The organism is Streptomyces sp. Da 82-17 (genome assembly GCF_046098215.1).
GTDB lineage: Bacteria > Actinomycetota > Actinomycetes > Streptomycetales > Streptomycetaceae > Streptomyces.
Genome location: NZ_JBJURH010000013.1, coordinates 70,681 through 87,992 on the forward strand (window position 1 = coordinate 70,681; position 17,312 = coordinate 87,992).

Sequence of the window (17,312 nt, forward strand, 5' to 3'; positions counted from 1 at the left end):
AAGGCGCCCGCCGGGTCTGTCCCGGGGGCCGGAGTCCGGGGGCGGGGTCAACTTTCCGGGTCCAGCGCGCACTTCGTCACGAGGTTCCTTCCGTCCCGTCCGTCCGGCCCTTCCGGCCTGCGGATCGTGCCGCTCTCCGGCGGTCGTACGCCGTCGTCGAGGAGCCGTTCGAGGGCCGTGAACGCGGAGCGGTGGCAGGGGACGAGCGGGCGGAGCCGGTCCGGGAAGGAGTCGACCAGGGCGTCGGAGTGCGTGCCGTCCTCCACGCGGTACGTGCGGTGCAGGGCGCCGCGGCCCGCCGACCGCACGAGCCGCGCGTACGCGTCCGCGCTCTGCCCGATCGGCAGCAGCACGTCGAGCGTGCCGTGCACCGTGAGCAGGGGCTTGCCGATCCGTCCGGTCAGGGCGACCCCGCGCACCGCGCGCCGCACCTCGTCCGGCCGGTCCCCGTACACGTAGTCCGCGTCGCAGCCCGGCGTGCCCGGAGCGCAGTACGGGGTGCCGGCCTCGGTCGCGCCGTCGAAGTCCGGGTCGAACTCCTCGCGGTAGATCCGCTGGGTCAGGTCCCAGTAGACGCGGTGGTGGTACGGCCACAGGAACTCCGAGCCGGGCGGGAACCCGGCGGCGTGCAGGGCGGCGCGGGCCCGTTCCGCGTCCGGGCCGCCCGCCGCGACGGCCGGGTAGTGGCGCAGCGCGGCCGGGAGGAACGTGAAGAGGTTCGGCCCGTGCTCGCGCCAGAGCGTGCCCTCCCAGTCGACGCCCCCGTCGTACAGCTCGGGGTGGTTCTCCAGCTGCCAGCGGACCAGATAGCCGCGTTGGACATGCCGGTGGCGAGGGTGCGCGCGGGCGGGCGGCCGTAGCGCTGGGCGACCACCTTGCGGGCGGCGCGGGCGAGTTGGGTGACGCGGGTGTTCCACTCGGCGACCGCGTCCCCGGGGCGCCGCCCGTCGCGGTGGAAGGCGGCGCCGGTGTTGCCCTTGTCCGTGCTGGCGAAGGCGTAGCCGCGGGACAGCACCCAGTCGGCGATGGCGCGGTCGTTCGCGTACTGCTCGCGGTTGCCGGGCGTGCCCGCGACGACGAGGCCGCCGTTCCAGTCGTCCGGCAACCGCAGGACGAACTGGGAGTCGTGGTTCCAGGCGTGGTTGGTGTTGCTGCGGGACGCGTCCGGGAAGTAGCCGTCGACCTGAATGCCCGGCACACCGCTCGGCACCGGCAGGCCCTCCGGGGTGAGCCCCGCCCAGTCGGCCGGGTCGGTGTGCCCGGACGCGACGGTGCCCGCGGTCGTCAACTCGCCCAGGCAGGCGGCCTGTTGACGCTCTGCGCCCGGCATGCTCAGCTCACCGATCCGCCCGCAGTGCCCGGCGTACGGGCCCTGCGGCGCGGCCTCGGCGGGGGAGAGGGTGAGCGCGGTCGTGGCGGTCAGGGCGAGGGCGGCGAGCGCGGCGCGACGTGTTCGGGCGCAGGGTGCGAGCGGGTGCATGGGGCCTCCAGAGGCGGGATGGCTGGAGGCTAGGCCGCCCCCGCACCGCCCGACATGGGTGCGCACCCCATGCTCGTACGCCGACACCAGTGGCCCGCCAACACGAACGAACGTGCTGTGCCCCGCGTCAACGGCGAGGCACAGCACGCAAGTTGTGGGCCTGTGGGCCAGGGCTCAGACGATGCCCTCCGAGATCTCCGCCTGCTCGCGCTCCGAACCGTACGCCGACGGGGTGCTGTACGTGCGGCGGGCGGCGAACCACCAGGCCGTGGCGAGGATCAGGACGACGGCGAGGGCGATGGACGCGTAGTTCATCGAGTCGGCCGTCACCGGCGCGGACTGCGGCAGGCAGAACAGCACCGTCACGAAGCCCACCCAGATCACCGCGATCCAGCCGACCGGCTTGCTCCACTTGCCGAGGTTCCACGGGCCGGGCGTGAACCGGTCGCCCGCGCGCAGCCGCAGGAAGATCGGGATGGCGTACGCGGGCGTGATGCCGATGACGTTGATCGCGGTGACGGCGCCGTACGCGGTCGCCGAGTACAGGGACGGCGCCGCGATCAGGGCGGCCAGGCCGACGGAGAGCCACACCGCCGGGACCGGCGCCTGCGTGCGCGGGCTGACCTTGCGCCACAGGGCCGAGCCGGGCAGCGCCTTGTCCCGGCTGAACGCGAACACCATGCGGCTCGCGGCGGCCACTTCGGCGTTGCCGCAGAACAGCTGGGCCACGACCACGACGAGCAGCAGGGCCGTGGCGCCGGAGGTGCCGACCGCGTCGATCATGATCTGCGCGGGCGGTACGTCGGCCGCGGCGGTCTTGTCGTAGTCCTGGATGGCGAAGGTGAGTCCGGCGAGGAGCACGAAACCGGCCGCCCAGGAGGCCCAGATGGCGCGGACGATGCCGCGGGCCGCCGACACCGAGGCGTTGGACGTCTCCTCGGAGAGGTGCGCGGACGCGTCGTAGCCGGAGAACGTGTACTGGGCGAGCAGCAGGCCGATGGCCGCGACGTACAGCGGGTTGTCCCAGCCGGTGTCGTTGACGAAGTGGCCGAACACCTCGCTCGGCGTGCGGTGGCTGTCCGGGGCGACGACGAGGACGCCGACGATCAGGGCGACGCCGGCCAGGTGCCACCACACGCTGATGGAGTTGAGCAGGCTGACCAGGCGCACGTTGAACAGGTTGAGCAGGGCGTGCACCAGGAGGATCGCCAGGAAGATCAGGAACGTCGACTGCGGGGTCGCCTGGAAGCCGAACTGCAGGTCCAGGATCGCGCCGGTGAACAGCGCCGCGCCGTAGTCGATGCCCGCGATCGCGCCGAGCAGACCGAGCAGATTCAGCCAGCCTGTGTACCAGCCCCAGCGGCGGCCCCCGAGCCGGTCCGCCATGTAGTAGAGCGCGCCGGACGTCGGGTACGCGCTCGTCACCTCGGCGAGGGCCATGCCGACGCAGAGCACGAACAGGCCGACGCCCGCCCAGCCCCACATCATCACCGCGGGCCCGCCCGTGCCGAGGCCGAAGCCGTACAGCGTCATGCAGCCGGACAGGATGGAGATCACGGAGAAGCTGATCGCGAAGTTGCCGAAGCCGCCCATGCGGCGGGCCAGGACCGGCTGGTAGCCGAGCTCCCTCAGGCGGGCTTCCTCGTCGTGCACCTGTGGGGGCGGTGCGGACTGCGACAGGGTGGTGCGGGACACGCGCGTACCTCCGTGGGGACAGGGGTGAGGTGGGGTCGAGGGGGGCGGGGTCAGGTGCGGTCGCGGCCCCGGCGTCCGGTGGCGGCCCGGCAGCGGGACCTGGCCTGGGTGAACAGCTCGGCCGCGGCCTCGGACGAGCCGGGGGTCGGGGTGCGGTACGACCAGGGGACGACCGTGAAGTACGGGTCGAGGGCGTCGAACACCCGGAGCGCGTCGTGGAACTGGTGCGCGCCCCACAAGGCGTGCGCCAGGTGGTTGAGGTCGAGCAGCGAGCGCGTGTCCGGCGCCGAGTGGTCGAACCAGAGGCGCAGGGCGTGCAGCGCGCCGCGGGTCGCCTCCTCGGAGATCCAGTGCAGGTCGAGCGCGCGCTCCTGGCCGCCCTCGCGGCGGTAGCGCTCCACGCGCGCGTACAGCGGAAGGACGTGCAGCGCGGAGCCCGCCGGGGCCGAAGAGGCCGCCCACTGGACGAAGTTGACGGCCGCCGTCATCGAGACACCGGGCCGGAGCTGGTACGCGTACTGCAGCATCCGGTGGTACGCCTCGCGGTTGCCGGGGTCGCGCTTGTCGGCCTGGGCGAGCAGCTGCCACGGGCCGGGGAACAGCATCGGCTCCGGCGCCGGCTGCCGGTGCTCCGGGCGGCGCTGTCCCTCGTCGAGCTGGGCGAGGGCGAGCAGTCCGACCCACGGCACCGGGTCGTCGGGCGCCGCCTGCGAGGCGTACCGGCAGGACTCGGCCGCGTCCCGCCAGAGTTCGGGGGTGCGGCGGTGGCCGGAGCGGTGGGCGCGCAGGGCCCGTTCGACGGCCACGCGCGCGTGCAGCACGGTCAGGACGAGGCTGTGCGGCTCCTCGGCGTGCCACACCTGGAGCACGTCGGTGCCGGCGAGGGCCGCGGCGATGATCTGCGTGCGCTGGGTCCACAGGCCCCAGTCGCGGGTCTCGGCGAGCAGGGTGCGCGTCGACACCCAGCGGCCCGCCCTGAGGTCCTGCAGCACGGCGCGCAGGGCGGCGTCGTGCCCGGCGGGGTGGTACACCGGGCGGGCGGGCGGCATAGGCATGAATCCTCTGGTGAACCCCTCTTTCCCGAGGGCGGGCAGGCTCGCGCGCGGCCGTGTCCGTGAAGTCTCGCCTGCCCTGCGGGCGAACGGCGGGACTTCACGGACGCGACCGGGCTGTCCGGGCGGCGGAGCCCGAACTCCCGTACTGCGGAGCCTGGTTGGTCGGCGATCAGTGTAGAGCGGGTGGTTCCGATTCTGGTCTGGTCCGGGAAACTGTCTTGATCGAATCTGTCGGCCGGGGTTACGGGAATGGACGGCCGATGTCGGGGAAGGGCTGACCGGCTGGGCCCGGAGGGCGTCCCTTGACTGGGTCGCGGCCCCTGTTGCACGCTGCCGCGGTGATCACAGCCGACCGTGCAGCACACTCCGACCGCCCGGTGCTCGCCGTCGACCAGGGGACATCCGGCACCAAAGCCCTCGTCGTCTGCCCGGAGCGCGGTGTGATCGGCACCGGCTCCGCGCCCGTACGCCCCCGTCAACTCCCGGGCGGACGCGCCGAGGTGGAACCCGCCGAACTCCTCGACTCCGTCGTCACCGCGGGCCGCGCGGCGCTCGCCGACGCGGGGGAGCCGGTGGCCGCCGTCGGCCTCGCCAACCAGGGCGAGACCGTCCTCGCCTGGGACCCGGCGACCGGCGAACCCCTCACCGACGCCGTCGTCTGGCACGACCGCCGCGCCGCACCCCTCTGCGTCGAACTCGCCGAGCACGCCGACGAGTTGAGACACCTCACCGGCCTGCCCCTGGACCCGTACTTCGCCGCGCCGAAGATGCTGTGGATCCGCCGCAACCGCACCCGGCGCGGCGCCGTCACGACCAGCGACGCCTGGCTCGTCCACCGGCTCACCGGCGCCTTCGTCACCGACGCCGCCACCGCCGGCCGCACCCAGCTCCTCGACCTCGACACCGCGACCTGGTCGCCGCGCGCCCTCGACCTGTACGGGCTCGCCGACGAGCCGCTACCCCAGGTCGTCGACGCCGCAGGCCCCGTCGGCACCACCACCGCGTTCGGGCCCGAACTCCCGCTCACCGGGCTGCTCGTGGACCAGCAGGCCGCGCTCCTCGCCCAGGACGTCACCGAGCCGGGCGGTGCCAAGTGCACCTACGGCACCGGCGCGTTCCTGCTCGCCCCGACCGGCAGCCGACCCCGCCGGGGCGATTCGGGCCTGGTGAGCTGCGTCGCCTGGCGCCTCGACGGCGACACCAGCTACTGCCTCGACGGCCAGGTCTACACGGCCGCGTCCGCGGTGCAGTGGCTCACCGAACTCGGCGTCGTCCAGGGCGCGTCGGACCTGGACCGGGTCGGCGCGAGCGTGCCCGACACCGGCGGCGTCACCTTCGTACCGGCGCTCGCCGGGCTCGCCGCGCCCTGGTGGCGGGGCGACGTCCGCGGCTCGCTCACCGGCCTCGGCCTCGACACCACGCCGGGCCATGTCGTACGCGCCCTCTGCGAGGGCCTCGCCGCACAGGTCGTCCACCTCGCCGACGCCGTCGCCGCCGACCTCGGCACACCGCTGCGCTCGCTGCGCGTCGACGGCGGCCTCACCCGCTCGGCCCTGCTCATGCAGACCCAGGCAGACCTGCTCCAACTCCCCGTGGAAGGCGCTGAGTTGGCGGACGCCACCGCCCTCGGCGCGGCCGCCGTCGCCCGCATCGGCCTCGACCCGCGCCTCACCCCGAGCGACGTGGTGCCGAGACGCGGCGGCGGCACCGTGTACGAGCCGAGGATCGGTGCGGACGAGGCGGCGGACAGGCTCGGCCGCTTCCGGGAGGCCGTGGCCGTCCTTGTGGAAGGGGGCGCCGCGTGAACGGGCCGTCCGACACAGCGGCCCGCGAGGGCGAGGTCACCCGGTACGGGCCGCTGCCCGGCGCAGCCGCGCCGGGGTCGTCCGTGACGTACGACGTGACGGTGATCGGCGCGGGCGTCGTCGGCGCCGCCATCGCCCGGGAACTCGCCCGGCACCGGCGGCTGCGCGTGGCCCTCGTCGAGGGCGCGGGCGACGTCGGCGACGGCACGTCCAAGGCGAACACGGCGATCCTGCACACCGGCTTCGACGCCACCCCGGGCACCCTGGAGGCCCGACTCGTCCGCGAGGGGCACAAGCTGCTCGGGGCGTACGCCGCCGAGTGCGGCATCGCCGTCGAGCCGGTCGGCGCGCTCCTCGTCGCCTGGGACGAGGACCAGCTCGCCGCGCTCCCCGGACTCGCCGCCAAGGCCGCCCGCAACGGCTACGACGCGGCCCGCATCCTCGACGCCGCCGAGCTGTACGCCCGCGAACCCCAGCTCGGGCCGGGCGCACTCGGTGCGCTCGCGGTGCCGGACGAGAGCATCGTCGACCCCTTCACGACCCCGCTCGCGTACGCCACGCAGGCGGTGCGAGCGGGCGTCGACCTGCACCTCAACTCGCCCGTGCGGAACGTGAGTCGGGCTGCCGACGGCGGCCCGCACACCCTCCACACCGGGCGCGGCGCACTGCGTACCCGCTGGCTCGTCAACGCGGCCGGGCTGCACGCCGACACCGTCGACCGGATGCTCGGCCGCACCACGTTCACCGTCACCCCGCGCCGCGGCCAGCTCGTCGTGTTCGACAAGCCCGCCCGTGACCTCGTACGGCACATCCTGCTGCCGGTGCCGACGGCGCTCGGCAAAGGCGTGCTCGTCGCGCCCACCGTGTTCGGGAACGTGCTGCTCGGCCCGACCGCCGAGGACCTCGACGACAAGACCGCCACCCACTCCACCGAGCAGGGCCTCACCGCCCTCCGCGTCCAGGGCGCCCGCATCCTCCCGGACCTCCTGGACGAGGAGGTCACCACGGTCTACGCGGGGCTGCGCGCCGCCACCGAGGAGGACGACTACCGCATCGACGCGTGGGCCGGGCAGCAGTACGTCACCGTCGGCGGCATCCGCTCCACCGGGCTCACCGCGTCCCTCGCCATCGCCGCCCACGTCACCGGCCTCCTCGCCGACGCGGGCCTCGACCTCGGCGCGCCCGCCGACCTGCCGCCCCTCCGCATGCCCCACCTCGGCGAACGTTCCCCGCGCCCCTACCAGGACGCCGAACGGATCGCCGCCGACCCGGACTACGGCCGCATCGTCTGCCACTGCGAACGGGTCACCCTCGGCGAGATCCGCGACGCGCTGACCAGTACGGTGCCGCCCGCGGGCCTCGACGGACTGCGCCGCCGCACTCGCGCGCGCGGCGGACGCTGCCAGGGCTTCCACTGCGGGGCCGGGCTACGAGACCTGCTCGACAGCGAACTGTCGCGGCAGAGTGGGGAGTCGAGGCCGTGGTGAACGACAACGGCGGAGCAGCCGTGGGCCGCCGGGAGCGCCACGTGGACGTGCTCGTCGTCGGGGCCGGGCCCGCGGGGCTGACCGTCGCCGAGCACCTGGCCGCCGCGGACTGCGGCACCGTCGAGGTCCTCGACCGCGAACCGCACGCCGGCGGCGTCCCACGGCACTGCCTGCACGGCGGCTTCGGCACCCCCTGGACCAGCGGCCCGCGCTACGCCGCCCGGCGCCTGCGGGCCGCGACGGACGCGGGCGCCGTCGTCCGCACCTCCGTCACCGTCACCGGTCTGCCCGCGCCCCGCACCGCCGACGTCACCGGCCCCGACGGCCTGGAACGCATCACCGCGCGTGCCCTCGTCCTCGCCACCGGCGCCCGCGAACGCTCCCGCGCCGCCCGCCTCGTGCCGGGCACCCGGCCCGCCGGGATCTACACGACCGGCGAACTCCAGCAGGCCGTCCACCGGTTCGGCCAGTACATCGGCCGCCGTGCGGTCGTCGTCGGCGCCGAACCCGTCGCGTACGCCGCACTCGACACGCTGCGCCGCGCCGGAGTCGCCGTCGTCGCGCAGCTCACCGACTTCGACCGACCGCAGGTCCCGCCGCTGCGCGCCGCCGACGCCCGCCTGCGCCACGCGGTGCCGCTCCTCACCCGTACGACGGCGACGGAGGTGCTCGGCCGGGGCCGCGTGACCGGGGCGCGCATCCGGCACGCGGACGGCCGAACGGCTCGACTCCCCTGCGACACCCTCGTGTTCACGGGGGACTTCATCCCCGAGGCGGAACTGGCGCGGGAAGCGGGCATCCGCCTCGACCGTGCGACGCGCGGGCCGCTGGTCGACACGGACTTCGGCACGGACGTCCCCGGCGTGTTCGCCGTCGGCAACGTCCTGCACGCCGTGGAGCCTGCCGTGGCTGTCGCGGCGGAAGGGGGTGCGGCAGCGGCGGCGGTGCGGCGGTTCCTGGGGCACGAGGAAGTCCAACTCGGGGTAGGTGGCCCGGAGTTGGTCGCGGAGCCACCGGCGCGCTGGATCACGCCGGGGCGCCTGCCCCGCGAGCCCCGGTCGGCCGACGGCGTGCGGCGCTTCTCGGTCCGGCTCGCGGGGCCGCTTCCCGGGGGCGGTGGTGCGTTCTTGACGGTCACTCAGGATGGTCGGATCCTGCACCGCGAGCGTCTGCGTGGGTCTGCCCGTACCGGCAACTCGCTTGATTTGGACGGGTATTGGGTGCGGAACGTCGATCCGGGTGGGGGAGCGGTGCGGGTCGCGATCGTGCGGCCGTGATGTGTCCCCTACCCGCCCCTTCCCGAAAGCCTGCGGCGCTGTTCGTTCGGCTGCGGCTTTCGTCGTGGTTGCTCGCGCAGTTCCCCGCGCCCCTGACGGGGCACGTTTCAGCCCCTGCCGACGGCAGTCTTACGGGAAGGGGCGGGGTGGGGAAGAAATGGAGCCCGTCCGGCGATTGAGGACGCGAGCCCGGAGGGCGATGCAGGGGCGGTGACCGAGTCGACGGGGCCCGTTACCGCTCCTCCGCCACCCGGACCAGCAACTCCCTCGCCTCCGCCTCCCGTTGGTCGTACCGCTCCGGGTACGCCGACACCTGAACCGCCTGGGCCAGTTCGCCCGCCGTCAGGGAAGGGTCGTCGAGGTCCAGGGCCCTCGTGAAGAACTGGCGGGACGCGTACGCCACGTTCGTCACCTGGTCCGGCGTGCCCCAGCCCTGGCTCGGGCGTTGCTGGAAGACGCCGAGGGAGTCGCCCTCGCCGTGGTCGAGGTTCTCCATGCCGGACTCCACCAGCGCCGCCTCGAACGACGCGAGCAGCACCTTGTCGCCCGCGCCGAGTTCCCGGCCCACGCGGTGCACGACCACCGCCACCCGCAGGTCCGGCTCGCCCGTCCCGGGCCCCGGCGGCGGCCCGTCCTCGTCCGCCGTCCCGCCCCGCCCGCCGTCCGTCGCCGTGTCGACCACCGCACGCCTCCCCGTCGTAACGCCGCGAAACCGAAGCTCCTTCGACCGTACGCACACGGAAGCGGAGGCGGAACACCGCACTTGCGTACGGGCTGCGACGAAGCCAGGAAGAGCCCCGCGCACATCGGCGCACATGTCACATGCCGGAAACGTCCCTGTACCTTCCGCTCCAACAACGCCTCCTACGCTCGATGCCACGCACAGGCCGACGTCGTCCGGTGAACCCGATCGAGACAACAGGAGCCAACGAGCCGTGCCCCAGTACGCCGTGTCCGTCCCGCCCTGGCTGCGTCACGCGCTGACCGCGCAGCGAGGGCCCGTGCCGTGGAACGCGGTGGTGCGCGGCGCGCTGGCCTGCGGGCCGCTGCTGCTCGCCGCCGTCCTCGCGGGCCGGCCCACGGCGGGCGTCCTCGCCGCGCTCGGCGCGATGCTCGCCGGGGTCAACGACCGCCCCGGCAGCCGCCGCGCCGCCGTCACCCGGCTCGGCGCCCCCGCGCTGGCCGGCGGCCTCGGCCTGTTCCTCGGCACCGCCGTCGTCCAACTCGGCGCGGATGCCTGGCAGTTGAGCTCACTCTTCGTGCTGTGCGGACTCGTCGGCGGTGCGCTGAGCGCGATCGGCCCGGTCGCGTCCGCCTGCGGCACCCAGTTCCTCGTCACTCTGGCCGTCGGCGCGGGCATGCCGCTGCCCGAGCCGGCGGGGGAGCGGGCCCTGCTGTTCATGGCGGGCGCCGCGCTGCTCCTGGCGCTGCGGCTAGCTTTGCCGGGGCGTGTGCAGCGTGGCGCGCCGCACCGGTTCGACGGGGAGCGCGCCGCCGTCGCGGCCGTGTACGACGCCGTCGCCGCCCTCCTCGACGCCGTCGGCACCCCCGCCGCCACGCCCCGCCGCGCCGCCCTCACCGCCGCGCTCGACCACGCCCAGGACGCCCTGGCCGGGCCCCGCCTCCGCCGCGCCGCGAGCACCGCAGCCGAGCGCCGCGTGCACGCCCAGTACGCGGCCGCCCTGCCCCTCGCCGAAGCCGCCACCGCGCTCGCCTGGTCGCGCGCGACCCCCGTGCCGGGCGCCGCCGTCGGACCGCGCCGCCTCGCCGCCGCCGTACGCTCCGCACAGCCCTGCGGCCCGCTGCCCGCACCCGCACGCCGGGACGCCGCCCTGCGCGCCCTCGACGACGCGCTGCTGCACGCCGCCGACACCTTCGACAAGGGCACCGCCGCCGCCCTGCACACCCGCAGGCCCAGCCCGACAGCACTGCTCCGCAAGGCAGTCGGGCCCGCGGGCCGCGAGTACGGGGTGCGCGTCGCCGTCTGCTACGGCGCCGCCACCGCCGTCGCCCAGGCCCTCGACCATGCCCACTGGTACTGGCTGCCCGCCACCGCCGTCTTCCTCGTCAAGCCCGACCTCGGCCCGCTCGCCTCGCGCGTCCTGTGCCGGGCCCTCGGCACGCTCGTCGGCGCCGCCGTGTTCGCCGGGGCGGCCGCGCTCCTGCCGCATCCGGCCGGGCTCGTCGCCGTCGCGGGCGTCTGCGGGGCGCTCATCCCGGTCGCGGCACGGCACTTCGCCGCCCAGACCGCCACCATCACCGCCCTCGTCCTCGCCCTCGCGATGCTCGGCGGCGAGCCGCAGATGGCGTGGGTGCGCTGCGGCGAGACCCTCCTCGCCTGCGCTCTCGTCCTGCTCGTCGGCCACGTGCCCTGGCCCCGCCAGTCCGGCGGCGGCGTCACGGCCCGCCTCACCGCCGCCCGCGCCGCCACCCACGCGTACGTGCACCATGTGCTCGGCGCGCACGACGACCGCTCCGCCCGCTGGACGCTGCGCCGCGAGGCCTACCGCACCCTCGCCGAGGCCCGCGCCGCCATCGACCGGGCCGCCGCCGAACTCCCGCCCCTGGCCCGCCGCACCGCGGGCACCGAACGCACGGCCGCCGCCCTCGAACGCCTCGTCGACACCACTACCGCCTGCGCCGTCCACCTCGACGACACCGGCCGCGTCCCCGCCGACCAGGCCGCCGCGACCGTCCGCCAGGCCCAACTCCTGGGCCTGCACGAGGAGTTCGGCCCGCTCCCGGAACCCGAGTGCCCCGTCTCCGCGTCCAACACCACGCTCAGCGCGCCCCGTTGACCCACCGCCCGCACCTCCCTCCGTACGTCCGATAGCGTGCCCCCGGCACATCCACACGGAGGGAAAACGGCATGCACACGGCCGACGGGGGCGCAGCGCAGGAGCAGGTCGACGACGTGCAGGACGTCGAGCACGACGAGTTCTTCCCGAAGATCCCCGACCCGGACGACGGCGACCGCTGGCTCGCCCCCAGCGACGTCGAGCAGCACGTCCACCGGCTCGTCCGCCGCGACAACACGTACGCCTACCTGCGCATCCTCGCCGTCGAGGGCGTGTACTACCCGGTGCGCCGGGAGGACGCGGACGCCGCGGGCGAGGACGAGTACCCGATGTTCACCAGCGAGAGCAGCGGCCACGTCTGGGCGCCCGTCTACACCGAGGGCCTGCTGCCCCGACCGCACCCCGACCTCGTGTACGAGTACGCCAACCTGGCCCGGCTCGCCCGCATCGTGCCCGCCGACGTGGACGTCCTCATGGTCAACATGTCCACGCCCTGCCAGATGCTCCTCGCCGTCGACGAGGAGGAGCGGGACCTCTGGTACGACCTCAGCGGCGCCCTCTACGAGGGCGACGACCCCGGCAACCGTGTCGTCACCCGGCGCAGCGGAGGCGGCGTCCCCGAGGTCGGCCCGCTCCTGCACGGCCTGGCCTGCGGCGCCCACCTCTGCTACACCAACGCCGACGCGTGGAACACCCTGCACTGGCACGGCATCGGCTACCACAACGAGATCCGGCGGCTCAGCAAGTGGTGGGGCGTCGACAGCCGCGCCGACTGGATGCAGATCCAGGAACGCCTGCTGACCCGTCAAGTCAGCCCCTGGTACTGGGACTTCGTGCTCGCCGCCCGCGACAAGCTGCAGCCCGCGCACGGCACCCTCGTCGAGGAGTCCGCCTGGCGCGACACCGTCGAGGCCACCCTCCGCGAACGCGTGCGCCGCTCCGGCGCCGACCACCACCCGGGCGCCGACGCCGACTTGGACGGCTTCGTCGTCGAACTCCGCGGCCTCGTCGGCAAGATCATGCGGTACGAGCACCGCTTCCGCGCCGACGGTCTCCTGCCGCCCGGCGGCATCGTGCGCACCGTCGCCGCGTGGGACGTCGGCCGCGCCTCGAAGATGGCCCGCTGGGGCCGCGGCGCCCGCTACGCCACCGAACCGGAGATGCACGAGGCGATCGAACGCGCCGGGGCCGGGGCGCGGGCCGCGTACCACTCGTGGGAGGAGTTCTCCGCGGGCTATGTCCTCGGGCGCTGCCTGCACTTCGACCAGGAGGAGTTCGGCGACTGGTACACGACGGTCCTGGACGCCCACCGCGCCCTCGTCACCGACCCCGACAGCCCGTGGCGCACGGTCCCGTTCCTGGGCGCGGCGGTACGCGGGCGCTGAACCGGGCCGGTGGCCGAACGAAGGGCGGCGGGCGAAGGGCGGTGGGCGGAGGCGGGCTTGACCCGGCGCCCGTACGGGTCGCAGGATGAGGACATGATCGCGCACCTGACCTGTACCGCAGCCCTGTCCGGCACCGTGCCGGACCGCTGCGGCTGTGCGCGCAGCGGCCTCTAGCGGACGTCCCGCCCAGGGCCCGCCGCCCTGACCGCCGCACCTCCGCCGAACGGCACACCGGCACACCTGCACCCGTCTCGCGGCGCTTCGACCGCACGCGAGCGCGCACCCCGCAGTGCCGACGGCCACCGCACCCACCCCCTTCCACCGGCGGGGCGCAGCCCCACGTCCCGGCCCCGGCCGCACCCGTACCCGCGCGGGCGCGTCCGGCGTACGGGCCGTGCCGCCGCGCCCCGCCCCAGCCACCGGGAGCCCGTCGATGACCGCGACCACGACGACCACCACGACCACCCCCGCCGTGCCCGCCCTGCGCACGGCCCAGATCCCGCCGAACGGCCTGTACGAGGGCCACCGCGTGCTGCGCCGCCTGCCCGACGGCGTGCAGGAGCGCCCGTACGAACTCTTCGGCGTCACCCCGCAGTCGGCGACCATCGGGGCCGAGATCAGCGGCGTCGACCTGTCCCGGCCGCTCACGCCGCGGCTGCGCGAGGAGCTGAACCGGGCACTGCTCGAATGGAAGGTGCTGTTCTTCCGGCAGCAGCACCTCACCTCCCTCCAGCAGCGTGAATTCGCCCGCAACTGGGGCGAGTTGGAGACCAACCCGCTCCTGGAGACCGGCGACAGCGAGGACGTCGTCCGCTTCGACAAGGGCGCGGGCACCGCCCCGACCTTCGAGAACGTGTGGCACACCGACGTCACCTTCCGCGAACGCCCCGCCCTCGGCGCCGTACTGCAACTGCGCGAGGTGCCGCCGCGCGGCGGCGACACCATGTGGGCGGACATGGCGGCCGCGTACGACAACCTGCCCGACGACGTGCGCGCCCGCATCGACCACGCCACCGCCGAGCACGACTTCCTGCCCGGCTTCCGCCGCTTCTACGGGCCCGAGCGGCTCGCCCCGCTGCAGGACCTGTTCCCGCCCGTGACCCACCCCGTGGTCCGCACCCACCCCGAGAACGGGCGGCGCATGCTGTTCGTCAACACCTCGTTCACCACCCGCATCCACGGCCTGGAGCGGTCCGAGAGCGACGAACTGCTGCGGCTGCTCTTCCAGCAGGCGCACGTCCCGGAGTTCCAGGTCCGCTTCCGCTGGCAGGCCGGGGACATCGCGTTCTGGGACAACCGCGCCACCCAGCACTACGCCGTCAACGACTACGGCGACGCCCGCCGCGTCGCGGAGCGCGTCGCGATCGCGGGAGACCGGCCGTACTGAGATCGCTGTGATGTCTTGTCAGGTGCGCCTGGTACGGGCCGAGTTGGCCCGCAAGGCCGCCGAATGCCCGCGCGGAGCGGTCAGGCGCGCCTGACGACGATGTCTCCCACGCTCGTGTCGGCCCGTACCTCGACCGTCTCGGCCGCGCCCTCCGGGCCCTGTGCCGGGCCGAGGGAGTTGAGGACGGAGCCGACGCTCGTGCGGACGTCCAGCCAGGCCGCCGTCGACTCGCGGATGCCGACCTCCAGGTCACCGGCCGCGGTGCGCAGCGTGATCCGGCCACGGGCCACGTCCCCGACCCTGATGTGCCCGTTGGCCGACTTGGCGTCCACGGAGGCGTGCGCCACGTCCACCGACACGCGGCCGTTGGCGGAGTTGACCTTGAGGTCGCCGTGCGCCTCCCCGACGGACGTGTCGCCGTTGCCGTTGCGCACCGCCGCCTCGGCGCCGAGCGAGCCGATGTCGATCCGGCCCGCCCCGCTGACCTCCGCCACGCCCTCGACACGGCCCACCGTCACGTCGCCGTGGCTGGTGCGCAGCCGTACCGTCGCCGCCCGCTGCACCTGGAGGTCGCCGAGCGAGGTCCTGAACTCGCAGTGCCCGAGCGGGCCTTCGGCCGTCAGGTCGGCCATCGGAGAGCTGCCCTGCACGTCCGAGCCGGCGGGCAGTTCCACGGTGATGTCGAGGCTCCCGGGCCGGCCGAACAGCGACCGCTTCCGGGGGCTCTTCACCAGCAACTTGCCGCCGGAGAAGGTCACTTTGGTCTGCTGCGCGGCCTGCATGTCGTTGTCGTCGGCGCCGTTGCGCGGCAGCACCTCCACGACCGTGTCGGCGCGGTCGCCGGCGACGACCCGCGCGGAGCCCATGTCGAACTCCAGCGTCAGCGAGATCGGTTCCGGGGTGTCGAAGGTGGGCATGGCCGTCCTGTCCTGGGGCGGTGGGGGAGGGTCGGTTGCGTACGGACTGCGGGTACGGGGCGGGTCAGCGGACCCAGCCCGTGAACCCCTGCTGGGTGCGGCCGCGCCCGCGTCCGGGGGAGCGCGTGGCGGCGTTCGTGTCCATCGCCGTGGCCACCGCCCGCACCAGCCACGCGTTGACCGACAGACCCTCGCGGCCCGCCGCCTCCTCGACCCGCGCCTTCAGATGCGCCGGCAGCCGGAAGTTGATCCGCGACGTCCCGCCGTCCTCCCCGTCGACCGGGGCGACCGGCGGCGCGACGGGCGCGGGCGGCTCCTCCCGCTCCTCGTACGGCTCGGGCGCGGGCGGCGCTGTCACCACGAACTCGGGCTCGCGCCCCCGCAGCCGCACGTCGACGGAGCCGGGCGCCAGGTCCTGGGTCACCTCGGCCATCGCCGCCGACAGCGCCTCCAGGAGGGTGAGCCGGGTGGCCGACTCCAGGGGCGCGGTCAGGCGCTCGGCAAGGGCACGGCTCTCCTCGCCGCCCGCCTCCGCGGCGACGGCGAGCTCTTGGCGGAGGTGGTCGACGTAGGGCGTGAGATCCATGGCGCCAGTATGGTGTCACGGTGGCGTCAGGGCAAGTTCGTGCGGGCGGTTCGGCGGCGCGACATGGCTGGTCACGGGCGTGCGGCCGAGCGGACCCGGGCCGTCCGCCGGGCGCTGTGATTGCGCGGGTGCCCCTCGGCCCGCGATGGTGGCAGGGCGGGCCCGAGCGCGCCGCCCGGCCCCGCGACAGCGCAGCGCGCCCTGGGCGTCCAGCGACGGAGAGGACCTGCCGTGAACGCCACCGACGGCACCGAGAGCAGCCCGCACACCGACAGCGACGCGAACACCGACGGCAACGGCAACGGCGCCGGGAGCGGGCCCGAGGGAAACGCCTCGTACGGGCACAAGAAGTTCAAGCGGTCCAAGAGCCACTTCGCCGACCGCATCACCGCCGACGGCCGCGACGGCTGGCCCGTCGAGCCCGGCCGCTACCGCCTCGTCGTCAGCTACGCCTGCCCCTGGGCCAGCCGCGCCCTCGTCTCACGGCGGCTGCTCGGCCTGGAGGACGCCCTGTCCCTCGCCGTCGCCGACCCCATCCAGGACGACCGCAGCTGGCGCTTCACCCTCGACCCCGACGGCCGCGACCCGGTCCTCGGCATCCGCTACCTCCACGAGGCGTACGACGCCCGCGAGCGGGACTACCCGGGCGGGGTGAGCGTGCCCGCGATCGTCGACATCCCCAGCGGCAAGCTCGTCACCAACGACTTCCAGCGCATCACCCTCGACCTCGCCACCGAGTGGACCGCCCTGCACCGCCCCGGCGCCCCCGACCTCTACCCCGAGCCGCTGCGCGACGAGATCGACACCGTCATGGACGGCATCTACCGCGACGTCAACAACGGCGTCTACCGCGCCGGTTTCGCCCGCGAGCAGAGCGAGTACGAGGACGCCTGCCGGGACGTGTTCCGCCGCCTGGAAGAGGTCTCCCAGCGCCTGGCCGGGCAGCGGTACCTGGTCGGCGACACCATCACCGAGGCCGACATCCGCCTCTTCACCACCCTCGTACGCTTCGACGCCGTCTACCACGGCCACTTCAAGTGCAACCGCTACAAGCTCGCCGAGGACCCGGTCCTGTGGGCGTACGCGCGCGACCTGTTCCAGACGCCCGGCTTCGGCGACACCGTGGACTTCGACCACATCAAGCGGCACTACTACCAGGTGCACACCGGCATCAACCCGACCGGCATCGTCCCCCTCGGCCCCGACCCCGCCGGCTGGACCACCCCGCACGGCCGCGAGGACCTCGGCGGGCGCCCCTTCGGCGACGGCACGCCCCCGGAACCCGCCGCGCGCCCGGGAGCCGGGGCCCGCACATGACCGAAGACCTCGCCCCGTACGCGGCCCGCGCGGCACGTCCCGGCCGCGCCCGCGGCGGCACGTACAACCGATCGCGCCCCTCGCGTGTCACACCGGACAACGCCCCACGCATCCAGTGAACTG

At 74.5% G+C, this 17,312-nt stretch carries 13 protein-coding genes and 1 pseudogene; 8 read left to right on the plus strand and 6 right to left on the minus strand.

The features are described 5' to 3' along the window. Positions 1-47 precede the first annotated feature (47 nt). From ACIDOF_RS22290 to ACIDOF_RS22300, 3 genes and pseudogenes are all read right to left on the minus strand, one after another. Positions 48-1,480: pseudogene (locus ACIDOF_RS22290) on the minus strand (3-hydroxybutyrate oligomer hydrolase family protein). 174 nt (positions 1,481-1,654) lie between these two features. After that, entirely contained in the window at positions 1,655-3,175 is a 1,521-nt protein-coding gene (locus tag ACIDOF_RS22295) for an amino acid permease (RefSeq protein ID WP_409007768.1), read from the minus strand. A gap of 50 nt (positions 3,176-3,225) precedes the next feature. After that, positions 3,226-4,230, minus strand: coding sequence for a hypothetical protein (locus tag ACIDOF_RS22300; protein WP_409007769.1), 1,005 nt, complete (start codon positions 4,228-4,230; stop codon positions 3,226-3,228). A gap of 338 nt (positions 4,231-4,568) precedes the next feature. On the opposite strand from ACIDOF_RS22300, the gene ACIDOF_RS22305 reads away from it, so the two are divergent. From ACIDOF_RS22305 to ACIDOF_RS22315, 3 genes are read left to right on the plus strand one after another with little or no spacing between them, the layout of a single operon-like run. Further along, positions 4,569-6,035 (plus strand): FGGY family carbohydrate kinase, encoded by a 1,467-nt coding sequence (locus ACIDOF_RS22305; protein ID WP_409007770.1) that lies wholly within the window; start codon positions 4,569-4,571, stop codon positions 6,033-6,035. Continuing rightward, positions 6,032-7,522: an FAD-dependent oxidoreductase gene (locus tag ACIDOF_RS22310; protein WP_409007771.1), complete on the plus strand. Its 1,491-nt coding sequence runs from the start codon at positions 6,032-6,034 to the stop codon at positions 7,520-7,522. Before ACIDOF_RS22305 ends, ACIDOF_RS22310 begins: the two co-directional genes overlap by 4 nt. Beyond that, positions 7,516-8,799 (plus strand): NAD(P)/FAD-dependent oxidoreductase, encoded by a 1,284-nt coding sequence (locus ACIDOF_RS22315; RefSeq protein WP_409007772.1) that lies wholly within the window; start codon positions 7,516-7,518, stop codon positions 8,797-8,799. Before ACIDOF_RS22310 ends, ACIDOF_RS22315 begins: the two co-directional genes overlap by 7 nt. A 232-nt stretch (positions 8,800-9,031) precedes the next feature. On the opposite strand, the gene ACIDOF_RS22320 is transcribed toward ACIDOF_RS22315, so the two are convergent. Beyond that, on the minus strand, positions 9,032-9,481 hold the full coding sequence (locus tag ACIDOF_RS22320) for a hypothetical protein (protein ID WP_409007773.1): 450 nt from the start codon (positions 9,479-9,481) through the stop codon (positions 9,032-9,034). 253 nt (positions 9,482-9,734) lie between these two features. On the opposite strand from ACIDOF_RS22320, the gene ACIDOF_RS22325 reads away from it, so the two are divergent. The 3 genes from ACIDOF_RS22325 (at position 9,735) to ACIDOF_RS22335 (ending at position 14,369) form a co-directional block, all read left to right on the plus strand. Beyond that, positions 9,735-11,597, plus strand: coding sequence for an FUSC family protein (locus ACIDOF_RS22325; RefSeq protein ID WP_409007774.1), 1,863 nt, complete (start codon positions 9,735-9,737; stop codon positions 11,595-11,597). Between the two features lie 71 nt (positions 11,598-11,668). Continuing rightward, positions 11,669-12,982 carry a DUF1266 domain-containing protein gene (locus ACIDOF_RS22330; protein WP_409007775.1) on the plus strand — a complete coding sequence of 438 codons (1,314 nt, stop codon included), beginning with the start codon at positions 11,669-11,671 and terminating at the stop codon, positions 12,980-12,982. 433 nt (positions 12,983-13,415) lie between these two features. After that, positions 13,416-14,369, plus strand: coding sequence for a TauD/TfdA dioxygenase family protein (locus tag ACIDOF_RS22335; protein WP_409007776.1), 954 nt, complete (start codon positions 13,416-13,418; stop codon positions 14,367-14,369). A gap of 80 nt (positions 14,370-14,449) precedes the next feature. On the opposite strand, the gene ACIDOF_RS22340 is transcribed toward ACIDOF_RS22335, so the two are convergent. Beyond that, on the minus strand, positions 14,450-15,286 hold the full coding sequence (locus ACIDOF_RS22340) for a DUF4097 family beta strand repeat-containing protein (protein WP_409007777.1): 837 nt from the start codon (positions 15,284-15,286) through the stop codon (positions 14,450-14,452). A gap of 64 nt (positions 15,287-15,350) precedes the next feature. Then, positions 15,351-15,872, minus strand: a complete 522-nt coding sequence (locus ACIDOF_RS22345) for a hypothetical protein (protein ID WP_409007778.1) — start codon at positions 15,870-15,872, stop codon at positions 15,351-15,353. Positions 15,873-16,103: 231 nt separating this feature from the next. Between ACIDOF_RS22345 and ACIDOF_RS22350 the strand changes: the two genes are divergently transcribed. Both ACIDOF_RS22350 and ACIDOF_RS22355 read left to right on the plus strand, forming a co-directional pair. Then, on the plus strand, positions 16,104-17,189 hold the full coding sequence (locus ACIDOF_RS22350; protein ID WP_409007779.1) for a glutathione S-transferase family protein: 1,086 nt from the start codon (positions 16,104-16,106) through the stop codon (positions 17,187-17,189). After that, entirely contained in the window at positions 17,186-17,308 is a 123-nt protein-coding gene (locus tag ACIDOF_RS22355; RefSeq protein ID WP_409007780.1) for a hypothetical protein, read from the plus strand. Before ACIDOF_RS22350 ends, ACIDOF_RS22355 begins: the two co-directional genes overlap by 4 nt. Positions 17,309-17,312: the final 4 nt, after the last annotated feature.